22 protein-coding genes, 1 tRNA gene and 1 pseudogene are annotated in these 25,254 nt (G+C 37.5%); 19 read left to right on the top strand and 5 right to left on the bottom strand.

The features are described 5' to 3' along the window. The 6 genes and pseudogenes from KQI94_RS10945 to KQI94_RS10920 all read left to right on the top strand — a co-directional run. Positions 1-795: LysM peptidoglycan-binding domain-containing protein (locus KQI94_RS10945; RefSeq protein ID WP_216454408.1), on the top strand; the 795-nt coding region annotated here is incomplete at its 5' end. A 256-nt stretch (positions 796-1,051) separates the two neighbouring features. Then, positions 1,052-1,507: a type II toxin-antitoxin system antitoxin SocA domain-containing protein gene (locus tag KQI94_RS10940; protein WP_002410142.1), complete on the top strand. Its 456-nt coding sequence runs from the start codon at positions 1,052-1,054 to the stop codon at positions 1,505-1,507. A gap of 3 nt (positions 1,508-1,510) precedes the next feature. Further along, positions 1,511-1,900 (top strand): hypothetical protein, encoded by a 390-nt coding sequence (locus KQI94_RS10935; protein WP_002410143.1) that lies wholly within the window; start codon positions 1,511-1,513, stop codon positions 1,898-1,900. A 42-nt stretch (positions 1,901-1,942) separates the two neighbouring features. Beyond that, positions 1,943-2,016 (top strand) — tRNA-Ile (locus KQI94_RS10930). A gap of 56 nt (positions 2,017-2,072) precedes the next feature. Then, positions 2,073-5,999 (top strand): annotated as a pseudogene (locus KQI94_RS10925) (5'-nucleotidase C-terminal domain-containing protein); the annotation flags it as partial. Positions 6,000-6,135: 136 nt separating this feature from the next. Further along, on the top strand, positions 6,136-7,815 hold the full coding sequence (locus tag KQI94_RS10920; RefSeq protein ID WP_002368612.1) for a peptide ABC transporter substrate-binding protein: 1,680 nt from the start codon (positions 6,136-6,138) through the stop codon (positions 7,813-7,815). Positions 7,816-7,862: 47 nt separating this feature from the next. Here KQI94_RS10920 and KQI94_RS10915 read toward each other — a convergent pair whose 3' ends face one another. Together KQI94_RS10915 and KQI94_RS10910 are read right to left on the bottom strand one after the other, a co-directional pair. Beyond that, entirely contained in the window at positions 7,863-8,087 is a 225-nt protein-coding gene (locus KQI94_RS10915) for a DUF896 domain-containing protein (protein ID WP_002368611.1), read from the bottom strand. Positions 8,088-8,101: 14 nt separating this feature from the next. After that, complete coding sequence (locus KQI94_RS10910; RefSeq protein ID WP_002356071.1) at positions 8,102-9,088, bottom strand: LLM class flavin-dependent oxidoreductase; 987 nt, start codon at positions 9,086-9,088, stop codon at positions 8,102-8,104. 218 nt (positions 9,089-9,306) lie between these two features. Between KQI94_RS10910 and ruvA the strand changes: the two genes are divergently transcribed. The 5 genes from ruvA (at position 9,307) to KQI94_RS10885 (ending at position 15,769) form a co-directional block, all read left to right on the top strand. Continuing rightward, positions 9,307-9,921 carry a Holliday junction branch migration protein RuvA gene (gene ruvA / locus KQI94_RS10905; RefSeq protein WP_002361491.1) on the top strand — a complete coding sequence of 205 codons (615 nt, stop codon included), beginning with the start codon at positions 9,307-9,309 and terminating at the stop codon, positions 9,919-9,921. Between the two features lie 12 nt (positions 9,922-9,933). Beyond that, a complete protein-coding gene (ruvB, locus tag KQI94_RS10900; RefSeq protein ID WP_002381340.1) occupies positions 9,934-10,950 on the top strand; it encodes a Holliday junction branch migration DNA helicase RuvB in 1,017 nt (338 codons plus the stop codon). 141 nt (positions 10,951-11,091) lie between these two features. Continuing rightward, positions 11,092-11,790, top strand: coding sequence for an N-acetylmannosamine-6-phosphate 2-epimerase (locus KQI94_RS10895; RefSeq protein ID WP_002368609.1), 699 nt, complete (start codon positions 11,092-11,094; stop codon positions 11,788-11,790). Between the two features lie 178 nt (positions 11,791-11,968). Further along, positions 11,969-14,308, top strand: a complete 2,340-nt coding sequence (gene ygjK, locus KQI94_RS10890) for an alpha-glucosidase (RefSeq protein ID WP_002386404.1) — start codon at positions 11,969-11,971, stop codon at positions 14,306-14,308. Between the two features lie 543 nt (positions 14,309-14,851). Next, positions 14,852-15,769: a helix-turn-helix transcriptional regulator gene (locus KQI94_RS10885; RefSeq protein ID WP_002368608.1), complete on the top strand. Its 918-nt coding sequence runs from the start codon at positions 14,852-14,854 to the stop codon at positions 15,767-15,769. Positions 15,770-15,811: 42 nt separating this feature from the next. Here KQI94_RS10885 and KQI94_RS10880 read toward each other — a convergent pair whose 3' ends face one another. Further along, positions 15,812-16,465 carry a Crp/Fnr family transcriptional regulator gene (locus tag KQI94_RS10880; RefSeq protein ID WP_002368607.1) on the bottom strand — a complete coding sequence of 218 codons (654 nt, stop codon included), beginning with the start codon at positions 16,463-16,465 and terminating at the stop codon, positions 15,812-15,814. A 273-nt stretch (positions 16,466-16,738) separates the two neighbouring features. Between KQI94_RS10880 and KQI94_RS10875 the strand changes: the two genes are divergently transcribed. The 8 genes from KQI94_RS10875 (at position 16,739) to KQI94_RS10840 (ending at position 21,633) form a co-directional block, all read left to right on the top strand. Then, on the top strand, positions 16,739-17,632 hold the full coding sequence (locus tag KQI94_RS10875; RefSeq protein WP_002368606.1) for an SDR family oxidoreductase: 894 nt from the start codon (positions 16,739-16,741) through the stop codon (positions 17,630-17,632). A 12-nt stretch (positions 17,633-17,644) separates the two neighbouring features. After that, positions 17,645-18,217 carry an alkaline shock response membrane anchor protein AmaP gene (gene amaP, locus KQI94_RS10870; RefSeq protein ID WP_002381343.1) on the top strand — a complete coding sequence of 191 codons (573 nt, stop codon included), beginning with the start codon at positions 17,645-17,647 and terminating at the stop codon, positions 18,215-18,217. A gap of 12 nt (positions 18,218-18,229) precedes the next feature. After that, positions 18,230-18,421, top strand: coding sequence for a DUF2273 domain-containing protein (locus tag KQI94_RS10865; RefSeq protein ID WP_002356087.1), 192 nt, complete (start codon positions 18,230-18,232; stop codon positions 18,419-18,421). 12 nt (positions 18,422-18,433) lie between these two features. Further along, positions 18,434-18,946 carry an Asp23/Gls24 family envelope stress response protein gene (locus KQI94_RS10860; RefSeq protein WP_002383483.1) on the top strand — a complete coding sequence of 171 codons (513 nt, stop codon included), beginning with the start codon at positions 18,434-18,436 and terminating at the stop codon, positions 18,944-18,946. 58 nt (positions 18,947-19,004) lie between these two features. After that, positions 19,005-19,565: an Asp23/Gls24 family envelope stress response protein gene (locus KQI94_RS10855; protein WP_002368605.1), complete on the top strand. Its 561-nt coding sequence runs from the start codon at positions 19,005-19,007 to the stop codon at positions 19,563-19,565. Between the two features lie 23 nt (positions 19,566-19,588). Then, on the top strand, positions 19,589-19,831 hold the full coding sequence (locus tag KQI94_RS10850) for a GlsB/YeaQ/YmgE family stress response membrane protein (RefSeq protein WP_002356092.1): 243 nt from the start codon (positions 19,589-19,591) through the stop codon (positions 19,829-19,831). A gap of 366 nt (positions 19,832-20,197) precedes the next feature. Beyond that, on the top strand, positions 20,198-21,433 hold the full coding sequence (locus KQI94_RS10845; protein ID WP_002356101.1) for an MFS transporter: 1,236 nt from the start codon (positions 20,198-20,200) through the stop codon (positions 21,431-21,433). 20 nt (positions 21,434-21,453) lie between these two features. Further along, on the top strand, positions 21,454-21,633 hold the full coding sequence (locus KQI94_RS10840) for a hypothetical protein (protein ID WP_002381345.1): 180 nt from the start codon (positions 21,454-21,456) through the stop codon (positions 21,631-21,633). A 356-nt stretch (positions 21,634-21,989) separates the two neighbouring features. Here the strand turns inward: KQI94_RS10840 and KQI94_RS10835 are convergent, their stop codons facing one another. Both KQI94_RS10835 and KQI94_RS10830 read right to left on the bottom strand, forming a co-directional pair. Then, complete coding sequence (locus tag KQI94_RS10835; RefSeq protein WP_002368603.1) at positions 21,990-23,474, bottom strand: helix-turn-helix domain-containing protein; 1,485 nt, start codon at positions 23,472-23,474, stop codon at positions 21,990-21,992. Next, complete coding sequence (locus KQI94_RS10830; protein ID WP_002390363.1) at positions 23,468-24,955, bottom strand: helix-turn-helix domain-containing protein; 1,488 nt, start codon at positions 24,953-24,955, stop codon at positions 23,468-23,470. Before KQI94_RS10830 ends, KQI94_RS10835 begins: the two co-directional genes overlap by 7 nt. Positions 24,956-25,254 lie beyond the last annotated feature (299 nt).

Raw genomic sequence — 25,254 nt, 5'->3', positions numbered from 1 at the left:
TTTACACTAAATCATGTAAACTATCAACAAATCATCAAAGAGTTTCCTAACTCTTTATGGATTGCTGCGTATCCTATTGATGGTGTGTCACCAAATCCATTGTATGCTTATTTCCCAAGCATGGATGGTATTGGCATTTGGCAATTCACATCCGCTTATATTACTGGTGGGTTAGATGGTAACGTAGACTTAACAGGTATTACTGATAATGGCTACACAGATACCAATAAGCCAGAAACGGACACGCCAGCAACAGATGCAGGTGAAGAAATCGAAAAAACACCGAATTCTGATGTTAAAGTTGGCGATACGGTCAAAGTGAAATTTAACGTAGATGCTTGGGCAACAGGCGAAGCTATTCCAGATTGGGTAAAAGGAAACAGCTATAAAGTACAAGAAGTAACTGGAAGCAGAGTATTGTTAGAAGGTATCCTGTCATGGATTAGCAAAGGCGATATTGAATTATTGCCAGATGCAACAGCTGTTCCTGATAAACAACCAGAATCTACTCACGTAGTTCAATATGGTGAAACATTATCCAGCATTGCGTATCAATATGGAACAGACTATCAAATCTTAGCTTCGCTAAATGGATTGTCTAATCCTAATTTGATTTACCCTGGCCAAGTTTTAAAAGTCAATGGATCAGCAGTAAGCAACGCTTATACAGTCCAATATGGTGATAATTTATCAAGTATTGCGGCTAAACTTGGCACGACTTATCAAGCTTTAGCACAACGGAACGGATTAGCTAATCCTAACTTAATTTATCCTGGTCAAACATTGAACTATTGATAGTTCTAATGTTAAAATAAGAATACACTTATTAAGTTTCTCTTAAGCCACCTCCCCCAAGGTGGCTCTTTTTTGTTATTTAATTAAAATTAACAAATATGATAACCAGCTTATGATTAGGCATATTTACGTGTTTGTAAGTGAAAAAAACTTCTTAAACTTGTTTTAATGCCGTTTTCCAAAGGGGTGTATGCTATATTTTTATTGCATATAATGTAGCTAAATGTTATATTATAAGTGTTAAGGAGGGGCTAGTATGAATAAAAAATATAGTATTTTTGAAATAGCTGATTGGTTTTTGAATAAAGAGTCAATGACTCCTAAAAAGTTACAAAAACTTTGTTACTATGCACAAGCGTGGAACAATGCACTTTTAGATGACAGCATAATAGATGATTCTGAATTTCAGGCTTGGGCGCATGGACCTGTTTCTCCAGAATTGTATAATAAATATAGAGAATATAGATGGAATTCTATTCCTAAATGTACTTCACCTGCTGCAATAGATAATCAAACTGTGGATGTTCTAGAATCAGTTTGGATTACTTATGGTGATAAGTCAGCAAATGAGCTTGAAGCATTGACTCATACAGAATTACCTTGGAAACAAGCAAGATTAAGAGCTGGGGTTTCAGAAGGAGATAGTTGTAGGGAAAAAATATCTACAGAAGACATGGCTAATTATTATAAAAGTGTATATGTAGGTGACTAATAGTTGGCGAAGAAATTAACAAGAGATGTAGTTGTAGAAAATGGCTCTTTTTTAGATAGAAAATCAATGAAATTTCGATTTTGTATTCAAGAGTGTTTGGACAATAAATACTGCTTCAAAAAAATGGATAAAGGTTCTTTGAAAGAATTAGATAAATTTATAGCTGAAACAGCAGGAAAAAATTTATCAATTACAGAGGTCGATAAATTATTTTTGCGGACCAAAGGCCGAGGAAGTAATTACGAAGAAGTTGAAATTAATGGGATCAAAAGAGAAGTTTATCATTATGGCAAAGACCAAAATCCATTTAGGGTATTTGGTTATTATAATGAAGACGGGTATTTAGTGATATACAGGATTGATCCAAAACATAAGTCTCATAAATGCAAATAGTAATTTATTAATACCTCTTATTATTTAAGAGGTATTTTTTCAGGACCATTAGCTCAGTTGGTTAGAGCAAACGGCTCATAACCGTTCGGTCACAGGTTCGAGTCCTGTATGGTCCATAAAAAAACCTCGCTCTCTTCTAGGGAACGAGGTTTTTTGTTTGCGTTAAATGGAATTATCCAGTACGGCATATGCAGTAGAAACAACGAGTCAACAAAGTTCAGAAGCAGTAACAAGTACCACCGATTCAAGTAGAAAACAAGAACCAGTCATCACACAGGAAACAACAGACATCAAACAAGAAGCACCAAATCAGGCTACGAGTGACAGTGTCAAGCAGTCACAAAAAACCACGGCACCAACAGAGACGACGAATTTAGAAACGTCAACCGCTGAAAAAGAAGAAACGAGCACGCCGCAAAAAATAACAATTTTAGGTACGTCAGATGTTCATGGTCAATTATGGAATTGGTCTTATGAAGATGATAAAGAATTACCAGTTGGTTTGTCCCAAGTAAGTACAGTCGTCAACCAAGTCCGGGCGCAAAACCCAGCAGGCACCGTTTTAATTGATAATGGCGACAATATTCAAGGCACTATTTTAACAGATGACTTGTATAATAAAGCGCCTTTAGTGAATGAAAAGACCCATCCAATGATCACCGCCATGAATGTGATGAAGTATGATGCAATGGTTTTGGGAAATCATGAGTTTAATTTTGGTTTACCGTTAATCAAAAAAATTCAACAAGAAGCCACTTTTCCAATCTTGTCTGCGAATACCTACAATAAGGAAGATGGTCGTCGTTTTGTTGAAGGGACTACCACGAAGGAACTTGATTTTAATCAAGATGGGCTGCCAGATTTAAAAGTTGGGATTATCGGCTTAACAATCCCGCACATTCCTTTGTGGGATGGCCCTCGTGTTACTTCGCTTAATTTTTTACCTTTGAAAGAAGAAGCAGAAAAAGCAGTTGCTGAGTTGAAAACTAACGATCAGGCTGACATTATTGTTGCTTCGATTCATGCGGGACAACAAAATAGTGATCCGGCTGCCAGTGCCGACCAAGTAATTGAAAATGTCGCGGGGATTGATGCGTATATTCTAGGTCATGACCACCTTTCTTTTACCAAGCAAGGAGCAGCGCCGAATGGAAAAACTGTACCGGTAGGGGGACCGAAAGATACGGGGACAGAAGTTGTTAAGATTGATCTTTCAGTTGCTAAAAATGCCGATAAGTGGGAAGTGCAAGAAGGTACAGCAACGATTGTACCAACAACGAATGTTCCAGCAGATGAAGCAGTTAAGGCAGCGACAAAAGAATACCATGAGCAAACGCGAGCGTTTATTCAGGAGGAGATCGGCACAGCAACAGCTGATTTTTTACCAAAACAAGAAATTAAAGGAATTCCCGAAGCACAATTACAACCAACAGCGATGATTTCTTTAATTAATAACGTTCAAAAAGAAGTAACAGGCGCACAATTAAGTGCGGCAGCGCTGTTTAAATACGACAGTAAATTACCTGCGGGGAAGATTTCCTATGCTACGATTTTTGATATCTACAAATACCCAAATACCTTAGTGAGTGTTCCCATTAACGGTGAAAACTTACTGAAGTATTTAGAAAAACAAGGGGCGTACTATAACCAAACGCAGCCAGATGATTTGACCATTAGTTTTAATCCAAACATTCGTGTATATAACTATGACATGATTTCTGGAGTGGACTACAAGATTGACATTTCAAAACCAGTGGGTGAACGAATTGTAGATGCGAAAATTGACGGCCAACCGTTGGATCCTGCCAAAGAATATACGATTGCTATGAATAATTATCGTTACGGCGGGTTAGCTAGCCAAGGGATTCAAGTAGGGGTACCTATTAAAAATTCTGATCCAGAAACCTTACGAGGAATGATTGTTGATTATATTAAGAAAAAAGGAACGCTTGATCCAGAACAAGAAATCGAACGAAATTGGTCAATTATTGGGACAAATTTTGATGAAAAATGGCGTGCCAAAGCAATCGAATTAGTGAATGACGGCACTCTTCAAATTCCGACTTCTCCTGATGGACGTACACCAAACGCCGCCGCTATTACGAAACAAGATGTCCGTAATGCGGGCTTTGATTTAGATAATGCATATACCATTATGCACACAAATGACGTTCATGGACGATTAGAAGCAGGGAAAGGCGAATTGGGTATGGCGCGTCTAAAAACCTTTAAAGACCAAGAAAACCCAACCTTGATGGTGGATGCAGGGGATGTTTTCCAAGGATTACCAATCTCCAATTTCTCCAAAGGCGCGGATATGGCCAAAGCAATGAATGAAGTTGGTTATGATGCCATGGCGGTGGGAAATCACGAGTTTGATTTTGGTTTAGAGATTGCACTAGGTTATAAAGACCAACTGAATTTTCCGATTTTATCTAGTAATACGTATTACAAAGATGGCAGTGGACGGGTTTTTGATCCGTATACAATCGTAGAAAAAGCCGGGAAAAAGTTTGCCATTGTAGGTGTGACGACCCCAGAAACAGCAACGAAAACACACCCGAAAAACGTAGAGAAGGTGACATTTAAAGACCCGATTCCAGAAGTAGAAGCAGTGATTAATGAAATTAAAGAGAAGTACGCGGATATTCAAGCTTTCGTGGTTACTGGGCATTTAGGCGTAGATGAAACGACGCCGCATATCTGGCGTGGTGATACGCTAGCAGAAACCCTTAGTCAAACATATCCTGAGTTAGATATCACTGTGATTGATGGACATTCGCATACAGCCGTCGAAAGCGGCAAACGTTATGGCAAAGTGATCTATGCTCAAACAGGTAATTATTTAAATAATGTTGGGATCGTCACAGCACCAGAGAGTGAACCAACTAAGAAAACAGCAAAATTGATTTCAGCAGCAGAGTTGCTAGAATTGCCAGAAAACCCGGCAGTTAAAGCCATCGTTGATGAAGCACGTACGAATTTTAACGCTGAAAATGAAAAAGTAATTGTCGATTATATTCCATTCACATTGGATGGACAACGAGAAAATGTGCGCACACGAGAGACTAACTTAGGGAATTTGATTGGTGATGCGATTATGTCATATGGCCAAGACGCGTTTAGTCAACCTGCTGATTTTGCAGTAACTAATGGTGGCGGCATTCGCGCTGATATTAAGCAAGGACCGATTAAAGTTGGGGATGTCATTGCTGTGTTACCTTTTGGCAATAGCATTGCGCAAATTCAAGTAACCGGCGCCCAAGTTAAAGAAATGTTTGAAATGTCTGTTCGTTCGATTCCACAAAAAGATGAGAATGGCACAATTTTACTAGATGATGCTGGCCAACCAAAACTTGGCGCAAATGGTGGTTTCCTACATGTTTCAAGCTCTATTCGTATCCACTATGATTCCACAAAACCAGGTACTCGCTTGGCTAGTGACGAAGGCAATGAAACAGGACAAACGATTGTCGGCAGTCGCGTATTAGGAATAGAAATTAAAAATCGACAAACACAAAAGTTTGAACCGTTAGATGAGAAGAAACAATACCGGATGGCCACCAATGATTTCTTAGCTGCTGGTGGTGATGGTTACGATATGCTAGGTGGTGAACGAGAAGAAGGAATCTCACTAGATGCTGTCTTAATTGAATACTTGAAAAGTGCAACCAGCTTGCGGTTGTATCGTGCAGCAACGACGATTGATTTAGCACAATATAAAGAACCATTCCCAGGCGAACGAATTGTTTCTATTTCGGAAGAAGCATACAAAGAGTTAATCGGTGGAGGAGAGACGCCAACACCAGATCCGAAACCAGATCCAAAACCAGATCCAAAACCAGATCCAAAACCAGATCCAAAACCAGATCCAAAACCAGATCCAAAACCAACACCAGAAACACCAGTAGCAACCAATAAACAAAACCAAGCGGGAGCAAGACAGAGCAATCCATCCGTAACAGAGAAGAAAAAGTATGGCGGCTTTTTACCTAAAACAGGTACAGAAACAGAAACGCTTGCATTATATGGTTTACTGTTCGTTGGACTTTCTTCTTCTGGCTGGTATATTTATAAACGACGTAACAAAGCTAGTTAGTCATTTTTTAAGAACCGTCCTTCGGGATTGGTTCTTTTTTTATTTTAATGCTTGCCATTTGTTTTTAATTTTAGTATTATAAGAATATTCTAAAAATTAAAAAATGAAGAGTTTTTTTCTGTGAAGGGAGAAAGGCATGAAAAGTAAACGTATAAAAGGACTTATCGGGTTAAGTTTAACAACGCTGTTAGTTTTAGCTGCTTGTGGTGGTGATGGGGGAGCTGGCGCCGAAAAAGCAAAAGGCGGATCAGAGAAAACTGCCGCTAAACAAGAATTTAAAGTAGTAGTTCAACAAGAAATGCCTTCTGCAGATTTATCTTTAGGAACAGATACAATTAGTTTTACGGCACTGAATAATGCGTATGAAGGAATTTATCGTTTAGATGATAAAAGCAAGCCGCAACCAGCAGGGGCTAAAGAAAAAGTGCAAGTCAGTGATGATGGTCTGACGTACACAGTGAAACTAAGAGAAGAAGCAAAATGGTCCAATGGTGATCCTGTCACAGCTGCCGATTATGTTTTTAGTTGGCAACGTACAGCAGATCCTCAGACTGGCGCTGAGTATGCTTATTTTCTAGAAATGATTGAAAACGGCGCAGATATTGTAGCTGGTAAGAAACCAGTTTCTGAATTAGGCATTAAAGCAAACGGGGATTACGAGCTAGAAATTAAACTGGCAAAACCAACACCATATTTTGATTATTTACTGGCCTTTCCACTATTTTTCCCGCAACATCAAGCAACCGTAGAGAAATATGGCAAAGATTACGCTGCTTCCAGTGAAAAAGCAGTCTATAATGGTCCGTTTGTCTTAGCTAACTTTGAAGGGGCTGGCTCAGATACCAATTGGACTTTGGAAAAAAATGAAAACTATTGGGATAAAGACAATGTCAAATTAGATAAAATCAATTTTGATGTTGTCAAGGAGGCACCAACTGCCTTGAACTTATTCCAAGATGGCCAAGCAGACGATGTTATTTTAAGTGGCGAATTGGCCCAGCAAATGGCGAAGGATCCAGAATTGGTTATCGAAAAAGAAGCACGAACCAGCTATTTGGAATTTAATCAGCGAGATAAAAATTCACCGTATAATAATGTGAATTTACGCAAAGCAATTTCAGCAGCGATTGATCGCAACGCATTAGTAGATAAAATTTTAGGCGACGGCTCAGTAGTCGCTACCGGCTTAATTCCAGAAGAGATGTCGTATTCGCCGACAGATGACAAAGATTTTGCTGATGAAAATAAAAAAATTGTTGAATATAGCCCAGAAAAAGCAAAAGAATATTGGGCAAAAGCGAAGAAAGAATTGGGCATAACAACACTCAAAATGGATATTGTTGCCGATGATGTCGATTCTACGAAAAAGTTAGCGGAATATATTCAAGGTACGTTAAAGGATACTTTAGAGGGCATTGATGTAACAGTGAGCCCAGTGCCGTTTTCAGTTCGAATTGATCGAGGTAGTCGCGGCGATTTTGAGACAATCTTAGGTGGTTGGGCTGCGGATTACGCAGATCCAAGTAGTTTCTTAGACCTTTTTGTTACTGGTAATAACTATAATCGCGGGCGTTTTTCAAGTAAAGCCTACGATGAGTTGATCGAGGCTTCAGCCACAAGAGATGCTTCAGATCCTGAAAAACGTTGGGAAGACATGGTTAAGGCTGAGAAGTTATTGATTGGTGAAGAGACCGCTTTAGCACCACTTTATCAAAAGGCGACTGCCCATCTACGCAGTAAAGAAGTGAAAGGCGTCGTTGCCCATGGTGCCGGCGCGCAATATGATTATAAGTGGACATATGTAACAGAAGAGTAGTTAAAAAAGAGACACAGAACAGTCAAATCGACTGTTCTGTGTCTCTTTTAATCAAAATGTTTCTGCTGTTCTTCTTTTAATTTTTCTGGTGTTACGTCTTCGCCAGTAGGGTCATAAATAGTGACCCCCATTAACGTTTTATTGAATTGTTCGCGAATGGTCCGCAAATATTCTTGTCGCAAATCGACACGAAGAGCTTGTTCTTCAGGTGTTAAGCCCTGTTCACGCTCTTTTTGCGCAAGTGTATTAATTCTTTTTAAAACCTCTAACATTTCTCATTTCCTTTCTATAATAATTCTTTTGCTAGGCGTTCAAACGATTGAAAGCGCGTTTGTTTGTCATAACCTGGGGTGATTAGCATTGCTTCTGTCAACCCTAGTTCTTCTTGTTGGTGAAAAAACTCTGCAACTTCTTGGCTACTACCAATGACAAAGCGTTGTTTATTTTGTTCTAAAACCAGTTTGTCCATTTCACTGTAAGGGAAAGCTAGGGCTTCTTCTGGCGATAAAAATTTATTAGGAAGCCCATGTTCGGTGGCAAAGATATAATGCTCGAAACTAGCCGCATGGTATTCTGCTTCTTCTTTCGTGTCGGCGGCGAAAGTGAAATACGCAGCGCTCACTTGCGGCTCTTGTTGTTCAGTTACTGGTCGGAAATGCTTGTAATATGCTGACAATACTTCTTTGGGTAAATGTCCATGAATAAACTGCGCAAAGGAAAAATTAATGCCATATTCACCAGCTGAACGTGCGCTTTCTTTACTAGCACCTAGTAACCAAGGTTGTGGTAATAGAACTTCCCGCGGAACAGCTGAAATTTTAGAATATAAATGATCTTCAGGAAATTCCTCCCTTAAAAAGAGTAAAATTTCAGGTAATTTATCAAATTGATCTAGTTGTGGTGGCTGACCATTATTTAACGCCAACGTAGTTAAAGGGCTGCCGCCAGGCGAGCGGCCCATGCCTAAATCGATTCGATCAGGATATAAAGCTGCTAACGTTTTAAACGTTTCTGCGACTTTAAATGGCGCATAATGCATGGTCATGATGCCACCCGCGCCAACACGAATTTTTTCGGTGGCACTAGCAATATGTGCAACTAAAATTTCTGGCGTTGCACTGGCAAAGGCGTCTGAGCCGTGATGTTCGGCATACCAAATTCTTGTGTAACCAAGTTTTTCCGCTAATTGAGCGAGCTCTTTGGCTTCTTGTAATGTGTCGCTTGCTGATTGATTTTTAGGAACCGTTAATTGATCTAAGATACTTAATTTCATGTATGTAGTCTCCTTTTTGGTTATTTTTTTGAAGCTACCGCTATTATTACGCAAGCATGTCAAAAAAAACAGTACGCACTTTTTAATTCCCTAGTGAGTGAAAAGTAACAAATAGATGTAGCCAAGGTCGATGATAAAAAATTCTCCGCTATGGCTTTTTGATGCTTTGTGTTAAAATGGAACATATGTACGCAATCAGCAATTGGAAAGGTGACAACATGTACGAATATATTATTGGAAAAGTAACGTTTGTTAGCCCATACTATATTGTCGTTGAAACAAATGGCATTGGCTATCAGATTTCAGTCGATAACCCGTATCGCTATTCAGGAAAAATGGATACGGACATTAAACTATATCTTCACCAAGTCGTGCGGGAAGATGCACAACTTTTATTTGGTTTTGGCAGTTTAGAAGAAAAACAATTGTTCTTAAAATTAATCAGTGTCTCTGGAATTGGCCCTAAAAGTGGCTTAGCTATCATGGCTTCTGTGGCTGATCATGGTGGTTTAATTAATGCAATTGAAGGGGAAGATGTTACATATTTAACGAAGTTCCCAGGTGTTGGCAAGAAAACAGCCCAACAAATGATTTTAGATTTAAAAGGAAAACTAGGCGAATTAGAGTCTTCCGAAGCAGCGGTTGCGGCCATGACCGCAACCGAAGTGGTGACAACAAGCAATCAAGCATTGGCAGAAGCGTTAGAAGCATTAAGTGCCCTAGGCTACAGTGACCGAGAGATTAAGCGTATCACTAAGCAATTGGAAGCGTTAGGTGAGACAACGACAGATGTTTATTTGAGCAATGCGTTAAAATTCATGATGAAACGCTAAGGAGGAATAACGATGACAGAAGAAGAACGGTTGCTTTCAGCTGCAAGTCAAGAAGCAGAAGCTTCAATTGAAAAATCGTTACGTCCACAATTTTTAGCACAATATATTGGTCAAGACAAAGTAAAACAAGAACTAACGATTTATATTGAAGCGGCGAAAAATCGGAATGAAGCGTTGGATCATACCCTTCTTTATGGTCCACCAGGTTTAGGGAAAACGACAATGGCGATGGTCATCGCCAATGAAATGAATGTGAACATTCGTACCACAAGTGGACCAGCCATCGAACGGGCGGGAGATTTAGTCGCTATTTTGAACGAATTAGAGCCTGGTGATGTGTTATTTATCGATGAAATTCATCGTTTGCCGCGAGTTGTGGAAGAAATGCTGTATTCCGCAATGGAAGATTTTTACATTGATATCATGGTCGGTCAAGGAACCACGGCACATCCCGTTCATTTTCCATTACCGCCTTTTACTTTAGTGGGCGCTACCACACGGGCAGGGATGCTTTCAGCGCCATTACGAGATCGTTTTGGGATTATTTCTCACATGGAGTATTATCAAGAGCAGGATTTAAAAGAAATCGTTCTTCGTTCCGCGGATATTTTTCAAACGGAGATTTTTGAGGAAGGTGCCTTTGAAATTGCGCGCCGCTCAAGAGGAACCCCCCGAATTGCTAACCGTTTGTTAAAACGTGTCCGTGATTTTGCACAAGTCCAATCAGATGGCAAAATCGACCGAGCGATTGCAGACAAAGCGTTAACCTTACTGCAAGTGGACCATCAAGGCTTGGATTATGTCGATCAAAAATTGTTGAAAACAATGATTGATTTATACGGTGGCGGTCCGGTTGGTTTAAGTACCTTGTCTGTAAACATCGGTGAAGAAACCGAAACGGTGGAAGATATGTATGAACCCTATCTTATTCAAAAAGGTTTCATTAAACGAACACCGCGAGGACGAATTGCAACGCCATTTGCGTATGCACATTTTGGGTATGATTATTTAGAGGGTCGTAAAAATTAAAAATAAGTCAAAAGAAAGCAAGCCTTAACCGCTTGTTTTCTTTTGTTTCACGTGAAACGTTTGTTCTTATTTAGAAGAGTGGCATATTTCAGCTGTTGTAGTTATACTGTGTTTGTAATCGCTTTTAAATTGGAGGGATCAATGTTGAATAAAGAAATCAAAGGGGCATTAATTGTTTCTTGCCAAGCGTTGGCAGACGAACCGTTGCATAGTTCCTTTATCATGTCCAAGATGGCTTTGGCCGCTAAACAAGGAGGGGCTAAAGGTATTCGAGCAAATTCTGTGGTAGACATTCGAGCAATCCGGAAAGAGGTTGATTTACCAATCATTGGGATTATTAAACGAGATTATCCTGACGCAGAAGTATATATTACTGCAACTATGCGTGAGGTAGATGAATTAATGGCTGTTCAGCCAGAAATTATCGCTCTCGATGCAACCCATTCGAAACGACCAAATGGCGAAACGTTAGCCACATTTTTCAAAAGAATAAAAGAAAAGTATCCTAACCAAGAATGGATGGCAGATTGTTCCACGCTGGAAGAGATGATTGAAGCGGCGGAGTTAGGTTTTGATTATATTGGCACAACGTTAGTCGGCTATACGCCGCAAAGTGAAAATCAGCGGATTGAACAAAATGATTTTGAACTGTTAAGAGAAGCAAAGAAGCATTTTACTACACCAATCATTGCAGAAGGAATGATTGATACGCCGGCAAAAGTCCAACGTGTTCTGGAGCTAGGTGCTTATAGCGTGGTGGTGGGATCTGTTATTACACGACCGCAAAAAATTACTGAAAAATTTGTAGAAGCTACGAAAATAAAACAGAATCAAGTATAAACTAAATACACTATCGATACACTCGTTATTTTTTGATAAATACACTTCGATACGGTCGCTTTTTTTCTAGAGAAAGCTGAATCTTTCAATAATGAAAAGGGATACACTCCGTTTGGCATAGTCCTTGCTGATAATAAATCAGTGTATAAAGCGCTATCATTTTTATAGGAGGGGTTTTATGAAGGGTTTATCAAAAAAGAAACGGGTGTCTACTTGGTTAGCGTTAGGAATCACCGTAGTCAGCTGTTTTGCGTTAAGCGGGGAAGTGCAAGCAAGTGTTGAAAGAACAAAAGTTGATGAATTTGCAAATGTTTTAGATGTGAGTGCATCACCAACCGAACGGACGAATGGCGTATACGATACCAATTATTTTAATAATTTTTCTGATTTAGGTGCATGGCATGGCTACTATTTACCTGAAAAAAGCAATAAAGAGCTACTGGGTGGTTTTGCAGGGCCATTGATTATTGCGGAAGAATATCCAGTAAACTTGGCGGCAAGTTTAAACAAATTAACGGTCAAAAATAAAAAAACGGGAGAAACCTATGATCTAAGCCAAAGCAACCGCATGGACCTGTCTTATTATCCTGGACGCCTAGAGCAAACCTATGAATTAGACGATCTAACGATTCATTTAGCTTTAATTTTTGTCAGCAATCGAACGGCGCTTATCCAAACGACACTTGAAAACACTGGTGAAGAGCCCTTGTCACTTGAAGCAAGCTGGACAGGTGCGGTCTTTGATAAAATTCAAGAGGGAACGGAAACCTTAGATATTGGTACTCGTTTAACTGCTAAAGACAATGATATTCAAGTGAATTTTGGTGAAGTCAGAGAAACGTGGAATTATTTTGCTACGAAAGACACAAAATATACGATTCATCATGCGGATAAAGTTTCAACAAAAATTGATAATCGGAATTATACAGCGACCGCTGAACCAATTGAATTGAAGCCTAAACAAACGTACAACACCTATACGACAGAAAGCTATACTTTTACAAAAGAAGAAGAGGCAAAGGAACAACAACAAGCACCCGAATATACCAAAAATGCGGCGCGCTATTTCAAAGAGAACAAGCAAAGATGGCAAGGATATCTAGATAAAACGTTTGATCAAAAGAAAACAGCAGAATTTCCTGAATATCAAAATGCGCTAGTCAAATCGATTGAAACGATTAATACCAATTGGCGAAGTGCGGCAGGTGCCTTTAAGCATGACGGGATTGTTCCGTCCATGTCTTATAAATGGTTTATTGGTATGTGGGCTTGGGATTCGTGGAAAGCGGATGTAGCAACGGCTGATTTTAATCCTGAGTTAGCTAAAAATAATATGCGGGCCTTGTTTGATTATCAAATTCAAAAAGATGATACCGTACGTCCACAAGATGCAGGAGCGATCATTGATGCTGTCTTTTACAATCAAGACAGTGCGCGTGGTGGTGAAGGTGGCAACTGGAATGAACGAAATTCTAAACCACCATTGGCTGCATGGGCAGTTTGGCATATTTATCAAGAAACCAAAGATAAGGAATTTTTAAAAGAAATGTATCCCAAACTTGTGGCTTATCATAATTGGTGGTATACCAACAGAGACCACAATAAAAATGGGATAGCAGAATATGGAAGCATGGTCAGTGATGCTCACTGGCAAAAAGACGACAAGGATCAAATCATTAAAGATAAAAATGGCCAACCTAAAGTGGATGATGATGCTGTTATTGAAGCAGCCGCGTGGGAAAGTGGCATGGATAACGCTACACGGTTTGACAAAGAAGGTGTGGGCAAAGGCGACGTGGGAGTTAAAGTTTTTGAAAACAAAAATAAAGGAAAAGTAGTGGGGTATTCGATTAATCAAGAATCAGTGGATTTGAATGCGTATCTCTACGCTGAAAAGGGCTATTTAGCTTCGATAGCAGAAGAACTAGGCAAAAAAGAGGACTATAAGAACTATCAAAAAGAAGCGAAGAAACTAAAAAAATATATTCAAGAAAATATGTTTGATGAAAAAACAGGCTTCTTCTATGACTTACAAATAAATGAAGACGGCTCGAAAACAAAATTGTTAGTCAATCGTGGCAAAGGAACAGAAGGCTGGTTGCCGCTTTGGGCAAAAGTAGCGACCAAAGAACAGGCGGCGGCAGTTAAGAAAAACATGATGAATCAAGAAATGTTCAATACCTTTATGCCATTCCCAACGGCATCCAAAGACAATGAAAAATTTGCTGCAACGAAATACTGGCGAGGACCAGTTTGGCTTGATCAAGCCTTGTTTGGTGTAGAAGCTCTTCAAAACTATGACTATACAAAAGAAGCAAAAGAAATGACACAAAAACTCTTCTTACATGCCGAAGGATTGATGGGAGAAGGCCCTATTCATGAAAATTATGATCCACTGACAGGGAAGGGCTTAAGTACGAAAAACTTTAGTTGGTCAGCGGCAGCGTACTATTTACTGTATAAAAACACCTTATTAAGTAATAATCCCACAACGCAAACCGCTTTTGAAATAAAATAGAAAAACAGCTCTTGAGAAAATATCTCTCAAGAGCTATTTTTTTCTTCACTTGCTACAATCTGTTTCCCTCTGATTTAATTAAATGCAATTTATTTGTTTAAATAAATATATTCCATATAATTAAATAAAATATCTAAAAATAAACGATATGTACTTTTATTAAAAATGTTATTTAATAAAAATGAAATAGATATTCAATGAAATTGACTGTACAATGGTTAATGAAGAGTGGGTTTAACGGAACCGAGTAATAAGAAATAAACTAATATTGAAACCAAACATTGCGACACCTCCTACTCTAAGTTATATTGGATTTCATTATAAGACAGATATCTTAGTTTCTTCAAGAACGAATTAGAAAAGTTTTTTTAAATTTGTTGACGCCTAACAATTATAATGTGCAAAAAAATAATTCAAACAAATATATTATTTGATTGTTTAGTAATATTAAAGTTCGTAAAAATAATTTTTTATAAAATGTTATATTTTAGTTAATAAAAAAATAATACTTAATATTAACTTATTAATAGAAAGGAGCATATTATGGATGTGTTAGAGGCATTAAAGTATTTTAGAAAAAAGAAAAAAATTGCTCAGAAAGATGTTTTACCAAAAAAAGGGAAACAAACCTATCGAAGAATCGAAATTGGTGAAGCCAAGCTAAGTTACGAGGATTTAATGACAGCATTACAGTCACTTGGGATTACCTTTAATGAATTTTTTCATATGGTCTCTGAAACAAGAAGTACGGCTTCATCTAAAATTATGCATCAAATTGAATGTTGTCAAATGGGGTTGAACAATACAAGTGAAAAAAAGAACCTGATTCATTACTTTTATCAATTAGAGCGCAATCCCCAAAAAAACGCAGTAGAGATGTCTATTTATACAGATATTAAGCTAACTTTCAGTAATGATTGGGAGGAAATTCCAGAATTTGATGAAACTGATCGAATGGCAATTCTCGCACTTATCTCTAGCAAAAGCTACTATACATATTACGATTATCAAATGGTGACTAATACAGGGGCGTTATTTTCTGAAAACGAAGTCCTTCAGATTCTTGAGCAGATGTTTCCTGTCAAAGATGCTGAATTACGTGATACCCAAACACTAAATGTTGCCTATGGTTTTTACCTAAATATCATTACTGGGGAACTTTATAAGAAAAATTATGCGAAAGCCCGGGAATATTTAGCGCTAGTGAGTGTTACCACGATTCCTGCTGAAATCTACTATATTCATTTTAACTTACGTTACTTAAAAAACCTTACGTATTATCTGTACACTGGCAAAATGAGATATTATAAAGAAGTAATCACCGTTATTGATATGATTGAAAGTTTTGGGGATGCACGTTTGGCGGAAGGCATGAAAAAAGAAATGCTTCAGCTGACGGCTGGCCGGACATTTAATTTAGATTATGGACAATTTCCTGTGAATATTGTCACTGAAAAATAAAAAGCACCCCCCGCAAGGTCAAACTTGCGGGGGGTGCTGATGTTAAACAATAATGTTATCTTTAATCATATCTAAATCTTTAATCAAAATTTTGCGGTTACGTAGTTCAATTGCCCCTAACTCTTTTAGTTGCTGCATCATCCGGTTAACGCTACTAGCAGAAGTTATCCCACAAAAATGTGCAATTTCTTCATTGGTCACCACGAAATCAATTAAAATACCTTCCTCTGTTTCTACGCCAAATGAATCGTACATTTCATAGATTTGTGTACAAACGGCCCCAAATTTGCCATTCATTAACATTTGCTGCATCTTTTTCATGGAATGCATTAAACGGTCCCGATAGTATTCTTTGACATACATTTGCAAGTCTTTACTATTATTGATATCCCGCCAAAATTGAACACGGTCGATTTGGTAAAGTTCTGCTTGTGGAGATTCGATGCGAATATTAAAAGGTGCATCAATAAATTCTGAATATTCATCACGTAGCAATGAAACAATTTCCAAATTGTTGATATAACGTAAATTAAATTCACGACCGTCTTTGGAAATAACGCTAGTTTTGATGATGCCACTTTTTAAAATATAGGCATAACGATCTTGCAGTCCTTCATAAGTTAAATAATTTTTCTTCTTTTTTACAACGACTCGAAAGGAATGTTCATCTAAGTAGTCTTGTAAAACATTTCTCATTGGCGGTAACTCCTCAATTATCTCTAAATATTTTTGTTTTTGCCTGTTGGGCTTCTTTCTTATTTAAGCGAATTGGACATCATATGTCAATAACAAATGTTGATAAAAAAGGTCAATTAAACGCTATTTTGAAAAATAAAATCAGCTTTTAGATAATTTTGCCAAAAATTTCGCTTAATGAGTATTAAAAATATTTTTTTTATTTTATGTGCTCAAATATTTTTCAAAAAGAAAAAATTGTATTAAGGTAATAGTAGAAAGGGAGGAGATTTAATGACAGAACCAAACTTAAAAGACCCAAGAAAGTTATTTTATAGTGATGGATTTCCGCAACAAGATCAAGAAACTCCCGCATTACAGGACAAAATGGTCCCTAAACCAGATTGTGGGGAAGACAGCTATGTCGGAAATCACAAATTAGAAAATCGTCGGGTATTAATTACAGGCGGTGATTCTGGGATTGGACGAGCTGCGGCGATTGCTTTTGCTCGTGAAGGCGCAGATATCGCATTACATTTTTTCCCAGGTGAAGAAAAAGACGCCGAAGAAGTGGCGCACTATATACGAGAAGCTGGCCGAAAAGTCTTTCTTTTGCCAGCAGATTTAAGAGATAAACAGGCACCTGAAAAATTGGTTGCACAAGCTCATGAAGCATTAGGCGGCTTGGATACCCTCGTTTTAAATGCAGCCCAACAAATTTCCTGTGCCGCTATTGAAGAATTACCAATGGAACAAGTGATAGACACTTTCCATGTCAATATTATTGCGATGTTTGGTATTGTCAAAGCAGCAGTGCCTCACTTGCCTGCCGGAAGTAGCATTGTGACAACGACTTCCGTCCAAGCTTTTAATCCCAGTGAGCATTTGTTGGATTATGCAGCAACGAAGGCATCAATTGCCAACTTTACCGTTGGTTTAGCAAAACAACTGGCACCAAAAGGCATTCGGGTAAATGGCGTGGCTCCAGGACCAATCTGGACACCGTTACAGTTAGATCATGGACAACCAATTGAAGAGTTGCCAGAATTTGGGCAACATTCTTTACTGGAACGTGCGGGTCAGCCTGCTGAATTAGCCCCTGTTTATGTTTTCTTGGCGTCCAATGATGCAAGTTATGTTACGGCTCAAGTTTATGGCGTAACTGGTGGAGAAGCAATTAATCTTTAGGAGGGATGTTCCGTGAATAAAGTTGTTAAAATACTTTTGCTTCTAGGTTCACTGATTTTAATGGCATTATTTGGCGCGGTGGCCATCACCACTTGGTCAGCCGATACAGCTTGGCAACCACCAGATAATGTCCAATGGTTCTTGCAAGACAACGAGTACGCACGTCAAGCAATCTTTTGGGTAGCGCTAGTTTTACTAGGAATTATGCTCTTTCTATTTTTATTCATTCTTTTATTCCCAAGAAGAAAAGGCACGTTTGAATTAAAAGAAGAGCAAGGAAAGTTAGTGTTACACCGTAAAGCCATCGAAGGATTTGTACGCTCTAGCTTGCAAGACAGTGACTTTCTGGAAGCACCAACCATTCGTGTAAAGGCGACAAAACGGCGCATTAAGGTCAATGTTAAAGGCACACTGAAACGAACGGCAGATTTAATTGGACAAACAGAAGCTTGGTCAAAAACAATGGAAGAACGGCTTGCTCGTTTGGTGGGAACTGGTCACAAGATTACGATTGATGTTCATTTTGAAGATATTCAATCAATGAAACGACCACAACAACAGCAAACACAAGCACGTGTGGAGTAGGAGGGATGTACAATGGTTGAATGGATAAAACAATATGCCGTTCCGTTAATTGGTGGCCTAGTCGGCTTAGTTTTTGCAATCTTGTTTCTGTCAATCGGCTTCTTTAAAACATTGTTAGTAGTACTCCTGACAGGACTAGGTATTTGGCTAGGTTTGTATTTGGAACAGACAGGCATTGTCAAAAATTATTTTCATCATAAATAGGAGGTTTTGGCTATGGAAAATGCAAATGTATCGATTGTTAAAGGTGAGTTGACGTTTGAGGATAAAGTAATCCAAAAAATTATTGGCATTGCTTTGGAAGAAGTCGACGGTTTGTTAACTGTGGACGGCGGTTTTTTCTCGAATTTACGAGATAAAATGATTAACAGTGAAGATGTTACAACAGGCATTCACACCGAGGTCGGCAAAAAACAAGTCGCAGTGGATATGGACATTGTAGCCGAATACGGGAAAGATATCGAGACCATTTATGATCAAATGAAAGAGGTTATTACTCGCGAAGTCCAACAAATGACTCACTTGGAAGTAATCGAAGTCAATGTCAACGTAGTAGATATCAAAACACAAGCAGAGTACCAAGAAGAAAGTGAAACGGTCCAAGATAAACTTGGCAACGCCGCTGAAGCGACAGGTAGTTTTATGTCAAAACAAACCAACAAAGCCAAACATGCGGTAACTAAAGGCAAGACAAAAGTCAAAGAAAACACGGCACCTCGTGTTCAATAATGGGTTATTATTTTATTAAAAATAAAGCAATAATAGAAGAAACTAGGAGGAATGAACCATGAGTAACGAAAAATTCAATAATGTACCAAAACCAGCAGGAAACGGACCACACACGCCAGATGATCATGCAATCAAAGGTGAATTAACATTTGAAGATAAAGTCGTTCAAAAAATTATCGGTTTAGCCTTAGAAAATGTCGATGGTCTATTAACAGTCGATGGCGGCTTTTTCTCAAATATTGCTGAAAAATTAGTAAACACAGATAACGTCACAGCGGGTATTGATACAGAAGTTGGTAAAAAACAAGTCGCTGTTGATATGGATATCGTGGTAGAATACGGCAAAGATATTCAAGACATTTACGAAAAAATGAAAGAATTAATCAGCCGTGAAGTGAAAAAAATGACCCACTTAGATGTGATTGAAGTGAATGTTAACGTAGTTGATATCAAATCAAAAGAAGAATACGAAGAAGATAGCGAAACGGTTCAAGATAAAGTCACAGGCGCTGCCAAAAGTACCGGTGAATTTGCTTCTGAACAAACAGAAAAAGCAAAAAAAGCTGTGAATAAAGGAACAGAACAAGTCAAAGAAAACATGGAACCACGTGTAGAATAAACGGTTAAAAGGAGGAAACAATCATGGGCTTTATTTGGGCATTAATTGTCGGCGGGGTCATTGGGGCAATCGCTGGAGCAATTACTAAAAAAGGATCATCAATGGGCATTATTGCCAATATCATTGCAGGGTTAGTTGGTTCAACAATTGGTCAAGCCATTTTAGGCACATGGGGACCAAGCTTAGCTGGGATGGCTATTGTGCCATCGATTATCGGGGCAGTGATTTTAGTTGCCATCGTTTCATGGATTTTAGGACGAAAATAGAGAAAGATTAAAAAAATAGGGCATAAGTCGTTTCGACTTATGCCCTATTTTTCTTTTTCTATGTATGAGGAAGTTTCGTATGAAAAGTAAATTTTGAGCAATTAGCCAAGAACTTATTTTAATTAAAATCATTAGTCATTTTGGCTTTTCAACAAAAATCAACAACATTTGTTGAAGTTATTTGTAGATAACGTTTATCATTCACAAATTTACATTTTTTTGTAACGGATATCTCGTATAGTAATAACTGCAAATGAATTTCAGAAAATTTTTTGATAAGTCATCAAAGTGAGGGGATAGCGGTCTTTTATTGAAAAATAGCAACACAAAATAAACAGAACAAAAGAGAGAGGAATTCAAAGAATTATGACAGAACAAACACCAACAAAGCTTTTGAATAAAGGCTTTATCAGTATTACAGTGATTAATTTCATTGTCTATCTTGTTTATTATTTATTAATGGTTATTATTGCGGTGATTGCGCAAGATAGCTTACACGCTACTTTAGGTCAAGCGGGTTTGGCCTCAGGAATTTACATCATCGGGACATTGCTTGCACGACTTTTCATGGGTAAACTCCTTGAACTGATTGGGCGCAAACAAGTCTTACGTTATGGGGCTTTGTTTTATCTTTTAACGACTGTTGCGTATATGTATATGCCAAGTATGGGCATTCTTTATCTGGTCCGTTTTTTAAATGGGTTTGGTTACGGAACCGTTTCGACAGCGACCAACGCAATTGTTACCGCCTATATCCCTAAAAACAAAAAAGGGGAAGGGATCAATTATTATGGGTTGAGTACTAGTTTAGCAGCCGGCATTGGGCCATTTATTGGGATGTTATTGTTAAATGTTTCCAACTTCCATGTCATTATTAACTTTTCAATTATTTTAATTTTGTTAACAACCATTGCTTGCTTCATTTTCCCAGTGAAAAATATTGAGTTAACACCTGAACATCGTGAAGCTTTATCTAAATGGAATTTTGATAGTTTTGTTGAAAAGAAAGTTTTATTTATTACATTTATCGCCTTTTTAATGGGGCTTGCTTATTCAAGTGTCTTATCTTTCTTATCTTCTTATGTCAAAGTAATCGATTTAGTTGACGTCAGCACCTTCTTCTTTATCGTCTATGCGGTCGTGATTACCTTAACACGTCCATCGACAGGTCGGATTTTCGATGTCAAAGGTGAACGCTACGTCATGTATCCGAGCTACATTTTCTTAACACTAGGCTTATTCTTATTAAGTATGACTACGTCTGGTTGGATGTTATTAGTTTCAGGTGGGTTAATTGGCTTAGGTTATGGTACTTTCATGTCAAATGGCCAAGCGGTTTGTCTTCAAGAAAGCCCAAGTCCTCACCGTATCGGGATTGCTTTATCAACTTATTTCATCGGTTTAGACCTTGGATTAGGGGTTGGTCCGTACGTTTTAGGTGAATTACGTAACTTTATGTCATTCCAACAAATGTACTTCTTAGCAGGCTGTATCCCAATCGTTTGTACCATTTTATATATGGTCTTCCACAAAGCTAAAAATGATGCCAAAGATTTGTCTCTTGAAACGATTGAAGAGATTGAACACGGCTCAGAACTATAAATGAACAAGGAGTGATTTCAATGCCTAACGATGAACGGATTTTAAACGTTTTACAACAAACACTAACGGAAATTCAACGCATGAACACGCGTTTAGCTAAAATTGAAACAGAGTTAGCCGATGTCGATCAACATCACGCGACTTTGGATCATTACTTGCAAGAGCTAGAATTGGTGACAGAAAATAATAACGTCATGTAAAGTGAGTAGTTAGTAAATGAATGTTCTACGTTTCGGTATCACTAGAGTGGAACATTGAAAATTTTCGTAAAAAACGCCAAAAGGTAGCAGAAAAACTGCTACCTTTTGGCGTTTTTTGTAATTTAAAGAAAATAAGCAAGAAGAGCGTGGGACAAAAATCACTTTGGATTTTTGCTCCATGCTCAAAAACTGATAAACGGCGGGAACAGAAGCAACTCCTTCGGAAATAAGCCGAAATTCTCCAAAAATTAAAGAACAATTTTCGGAAATTCCTTCTTATTTCTCGGAGCTAAACACTTCTGTCCCGACCTCCTCTTGCTTATTTTTATCACTTAAAATGTTTCACGTGAAAACTTTTAAAAGTGGCGTGGACTTTGTTTGGTGACAATTTGTGTATTTAAATTTTCTAAGCTTTGCGCTAGTTCACCAATGCTAGCGGAAAAATCAACATAATAAGTAGGAATCGTTGATTTGACACTAACTTCTGAAAAGATATCTGTAATAATTACATCGAAAGGCTTTTCTGGTGAAGCGACAAAAATTAATTTTTTATCCACGGCTTTACTTAGCTTTTCATAAAGGGTATCTAAAATTAAATTACTTTGATTGGTCCTTACTAAGACACGAATCGGTGGTAAAGATTTCGTTTTCAGTGTACAAAAAAGAATGAACAAGCAGTCAACTAACAATTTTTCATTGCCCATCAATGTTGGAAGCATTTCAATTGTAAGTCGCTTCACATCTTTGTAGAGACTCGGATTTTTTTGAAGTGCTTCTTTTAAAAAGCTTTCTTGCACAAATGGATTGGCAATCGTAACAAAGGTCTTAAAAAAGACACTTAAATTTTGGATAGAAGTATATAGATAAAGATACTCGTGAAATGTCAATTTAATTTGATAAAAAGACGTCAGTTGATAAATAATCTCTTTAATGGGCGAGCCTAACAGCTGGACCATATGCATCCGAGCTGCTGGAATTTCCAAGACCTCTTGTGTGGCGTAGCTGACACTAATCGTTAATAAGAAAAAGGCAAAAAGTCCTTCTTTTTGTATAAATTTTGTTGGAACTTGGTGTAAGGCTTCTTCTTTAAAAAACAATTCAAATTCACTCAGATTAACAAAGGGATTAACAATCGCTTCTTCCTCCACGAAAGTTTCTTTGATAAAAAAGCCCTCTTTCCAACGCGCTAAAATCACCGCAGAAAAAATTAAGTCTTTTGTAAAATCTTGTGTTGTATTGAAAGAAACAGAGTGTTTTAAACGTCGAAAGAGACTATGGACTTCTTTTTTAGTAATCGTGTGCAACGGCCAATCCCCTTCAGAGTAATTGTTCCAAAAAAGCATCATAAAGAAAATCCGGATATCTTTTTCTTTGCCCACCAACACATTAGTACGTTTTAAATTGATTTCAATCTGATATTTTTGGAGCCATTGGTTTAATTGTCCAATTTTTCGTGTAAAGGTTGATGAAGAAATTTCTAGGACTTTTTCAAAATGTTTGCTATCAATTGCATTATGGTTAAAGGCATAGGTCAGTACTTGATACGCGAAACTTTTTTTGACAAAGTAGGGCATCAAAAACGACAGTTGGAAATAGGGTGCAAACCAAAATGTGATTTCTTTGGCATTTGCTGATAAAGAAAATAAGTTCTCCCAGCCGTTTTTTTCAATTTCTGTTTGGAGCAAAGCCACGGACTGTAGAATGGTAGTTTGTTGCATTTTTAATTGAGTCGCTAAAGTAGAAATCGCCAATGTTTGTTCTTCTGCTTCACGACGTTCGAGTAACTCTTCTAAAAGAGCAAAACTTTTACGATAAGGTACATCAAGTAACCCTGTTAACATCCGATTCCCTCCAAACTGTTTTCCCCACGCAATTTAGCAAAATAAATTTTGCGAACTACTTGTTTTAGGTTATAGTATTCGTCTAAATAAGGAACGGGATGCCAATAAAAAGTTTTACTGGCGTGAAAAAGCGGATTATTTTTGTCAGTAATGACTAAGTCAGGCACTTCTTGAATATGATTAACAAATTTCAAAGGAACATCGCAATAATTATTGATTTCCTTCGCTAACCAATTTTCTTGTATCTGATTAATAGATGAATGAAGTAAAATTTTAACAGGAATTTGTTTATTTAATAAAACGCTCCGAATAATTAAAAAAATGGTTTCTCTAAATAACGCATCTAGTGGATGTTGTTTGTCAAAAGGCAAACGCTTTAAGAAATAGTTGGTTGTTCGTGAAACATTTGGGTATTGTTTTTCATACAAAGAGACATTAGCAACCTCATAGCTCAATTCCTCTTCCACAGGGAAATGAATCAGTCGTTCACTGGCATTGGATAAATTAACCAACAAAAAGACCACTTCTATTGCGCTTAAATCCAACTGTAATTGCGTACATTTTTCAAAAATCCAAGTAGCGTGTGGACTGTTATCCATTCCCATGATCGCTAAGTTGGCAAAGTTGATGGTTTCCATTTGGACCAGAGAGTACATCGTTAATGTGCTGAAGAAATCATAATAAAAATGAATCTCAGCTTGCCAAGTGTCAGGCTCTTTTTGTTCATCAATAAAACAATCATTCACTAATAGTTGGAATTCTGAATAAGGAAAGGCCAAATTAATAGCAGCAACTTCTGGATAATTGGTGATTGTAAAACCGGATTGATAACGGAGTAAACCTATGGACATAATTAATTTTAATTTGCGTAAATCAGTATATGTAAAGTAAGGGTAACGGTTTTTGATGATTTCAATGAAGTTCTGCAATTGTGCTTGATTAGTCTTAGATAGAAATGGTACTAGAGAAGTTCCTGAAATGAAGAATAAGGAATAAAAGAAACTGCGAAAATCTTTCTCGTTACCACAAATTTTTTCTCGTCTTTTTAAGTTTAAATAACAATTAAATCTAGCTAGATGATTATTTAAACGGTCACTGACTTGTTTAAAAATAGAAAAGTTAATAAAGTGCTCTTCACAAAAATCTTTGGCTGAAGTGTAGCGTTTTAAAAGTAAATCCAGGGCTAACATATAGGTTAGTGACCCGCGGACAACAGCTTCTTTCATTAACTCAATCGGGATATTTTCATCGGCAACTAATTCTATGGACTGTTGATTATTAATGATGCGAATATGTACATTTTCATGTGTATTGACTCGAGAAATTAACAAAGTTAATTGATTCAATAAATTGTTGATATTGTAATGGGAAAATTCATATTTTCGTCGGAGTACTTGCATGGGGACTTTTTCTTTACTGTCATACAAGTATTCAATTAGGGAAAGTAACTGAATTTCCTGTTTGGTTAATAAGTTATACATAATAACCACCTTTCTAATTGGTTATGATTGTTTGATTTTTCAGATAATACAGATAGGGCATTCTTTTCTAAATGACATTTGACAATTGCCAGTGAAAGAACTAGTTGTTCTTATGCTACTGTATCTATTCTTAAAAATCAAGAAGAACTGAATGTGTCAAATGGAAGAAAACATGGACAAAAAATGATAGAGCAAAAAATTATTAAGAAAAACAACCAGTTTATATAAAACATTTAAATAACAAAAATGATAATTTGAGTCTATTGATTTTTTAGCTTAAATAGCTTATACAAATAGGC

Source organism: Enterococcus sp. S183_ASV_20, from assembly GCF_018919685.1.
GTDB lineage: Bacteria > Bacillota > Bacilli > Lactobacillales > Enterococcaceae > Enterococcus > Enterococcus faecalis.
The sequence above is the reverse complement of the archived record's forward strand: the minus strand, read 5'-3'. Positions and strand labels throughout refer to the sequence as shown.